Origin of the sequence: Cupriavidus sp. CuC1 (assembly GCF_044627735.1) — a bacterium.
GTDB classification, from domain to species: domain Bacteria; phylum Pseudomonadota; class Gammaproteobacteria; order Burkholderiales; family Burkholderiaceae; genus Cupriavidus; species Cupriavidus ulmosensis.
Genome location: NZ_JBIUHC010000350.1, coordinates 1 through 2,210 on the forward strand (window position 1 = coordinate 1; position 2,210 = coordinate 2,210).

A 2,210-nucleotide genomic window follows, 5' to 3' on the forward strand; every position below is an offset into this window, starting at 1 on the left:
GAGCAGTCGACCATGGCGCTAACTCCTTGATGGATTCCCTAGTCCGGATCCGGGGGACGCGGTTGCTGGGTGGAAGGAGAGGAAAGCTTGTCAGTCGGCAACCCGCTTAATAAAACGTAGAAGCTAGTCTTACCGCGTGCAAGCGGACAAGAGTGCCGTGTAGGCTACTCCCTGTCCTCGTTGGTGTTCGCGAATGTCCTGGAATCCTGCATCTATGATGCATGTGACTGCTCGGCGCCATCTTGGACGCTAGCGAGTGTCGCTGGATGCATACAAAATGGCTAGCGCGGTATTGGATCTTGCGAATCTTGCGAAGAGCGTTGTTAGGTGGCAAACTCGCAACACTGTTGCAAAAAGCGCTTTGACGCGTCTTGAGCGTCTACCGTCATTGCTGCAGCCCTCGATGTCGCGACGCTCGCTTGCCCTCCTACTCAGCCTCCTCCTGCTCCTCGGCCAGGCCTGTGGCGCTATTCACGCGTTGTCGCATATTCATGTGCATCTGCAGGGCAATCCGTGCGCGGCGCCCGCCGACACCGATCAGTGCGTGCCGGACTATCATGTCTGTCTGCAATGCTTGGCTTTTGCCGCTGCCGCGGTGGCGATGCCTTCGCTGGGCTTCTGGCTGCTGATTGCCTGTGCTAGGCGCTGGCACTACCCGCTGTTCGCCGCGCGGTACATAGCCCCCATAATTTCGCTACGGCCCCGTAGCCGTGGCCCCCCTCTGTCTGGCGGATCGTTCGCGTAGTGCATTGGTGCGGGCACAGAGGTCCCCGCGCGACACTTCCACGCCATCAGAGGTATTGCAATGCCCCATTTCCCGTTTCGAGCCATCGCGGCCGGAGCCGCGTCGGCGCGCCTCGATACGGCAGCGTATCAATGCCGCGCAGGCCATGCGCTGCAAGCCCGATTGGAGAACGGCCGTGCCGTGGCAGACCCGCACAGCAGCCGATCAGCTTCGAGTTGAACTGATTGCCGAATTCCTTCTGTAACTTCCGAACACTGACATTCTCCAGGAGCCGTCATGCAGGACCTCGGACTTCCCCACCTCTGGGCGCAAGGCGATTTCGTCATTCGCGCGACCGCCATCATTCTACTGATCATGTCGGTGCTGTCATGGATCGTGATTATCACCAAGGCTTGGGATCTGCTTCGTTTGCGGAAGATGGCAAATGGTGCGGAGAAGCGCTTCTGGCACTCAGAGGATTTCGATCACGCACTCGACACACTTGGCGCCAACGATGCCAACCCGTTTCGCACGCTGGCCATCACCGGCCGCGAAGCCGCGCAGCACCATCGCGCAAGCCAGACGCAACTGCGCGATGCCCTCGACATCTCCGACTGGCTGACCCGCTCGCTCAAGAGCGCAATTGACGAGGCCGTGGCACGCATGCAGTCGGGCCTGGCGGTGCTGGCTTCGGTGGGTTCGACGGCTCCGTTCGTCGGCCTGTTCGGCACCGTGTGGGGCATCTATCACGCTCTGATCAGCATCGGCGCCTCGGGCATACCGACGATCGACAAGGTGGCCGGCCCCGTGGGCGAAGCACTGATTATGACCGCTTTCGGTCTGGCCGTGGCCATCCCGGCCGTGCTTGGCTACAACGCGCTGAGCCGCGGCAACAAGGGCGTCATCAGCAAGCTCAACCGCTTTGCGCACGACCTGCACACCTACTTCGTGACTGGCACCCACGTGCGCCCCACCACTCCGGGTACTCGCGCCAACGACACGTCGGTGCACCTGGCCGTCAAGAACTGAGCGTCAGCTTTGAGGAAGGAAGCATCATGGCAACGCTGCTCGAAGTCATGCTGATGCTGCTGATCATCTTTGTCATCACGATTCCCGTCATCAAGCACACAGTGAAGATCGGTCTCCCTCGTGCGAGCAATCAACCGCGAAACAGTAGTCGATCTCTGAATTGGACTGAAGTGTTCAATCAAGAGACTCCGAGCAGTTGTTCCTGGCTTGCACCGTCTCCATGGCACGCGGCCTGGCAAATTGGCCGGTTGAATGTTGCGGCCATCCAGCCTCCGCTCGCCGAACGGCCGATGAGGAGGTGCGGATTCAACTCGAGGTTAGTGATCGTCGCTTCCTCGGCCGGTACGGTCGTTCGCCGGCTGAGGGCGAGCGGCAGAAATTGGCCGACAACGGCCAAATGAGGGGAGGGGCCAGTCGGCGCTTCCCTACCCACTCCGGTCACTCCACATTTGAAACT

The 2,210-nt window shown here is 60.3% G+C and carries 3 protein-coding genes; 2 read left to right on the forward strand and 1 reads right to left on the reverse strand.

Features of this window, described 5'->3' with window-relative positions; translation table 11 throughout:
• Window positions 1–427: 427 nt before the first annotated feature.
• Entirely contained in the window at window positions 428–559 is a 132-nt protein-coding gene (locus tag ACGLHR_RS51495; protein WP_400103813.1) for a hypothetical protein, read from the reverse strand.
• 462 nt (window positions 560–1,021) lie between these two features.
• Here ACGLHR_RS51495 and ACGLHR_RS51500 point away from each other — a divergent pair, with 462 nt between their 5' ends.
• Window positions 1,022–1,753, forward strand: a complete 732-nt coding sequence (locus tag ACGLHR_RS51500) for a MotA/TolQ/ExbB proton channel family protein (protein ID WP_318238015.1) — start codon at window positions 1,022–1,024, stop codon at window positions 1,751–1,753.
• A 26-nt stretch (window positions 1,754–1,779) separates the two neighbouring features.
• Window positions 1,780–2,154 carry a hypothetical protein gene (locus ACGLHR_RS51505; RefSeq protein ID WP_400103816.1) on the forward strand — a complete coding sequence of 125 codons (375 nt, stop codon included), beginning with the start codon at window positions 1,780–1,782 and terminating at the stop codon, window positions 2,152–2,154.
• Window positions 2,155–2,210: the final 56 nt, after the last annotated feature.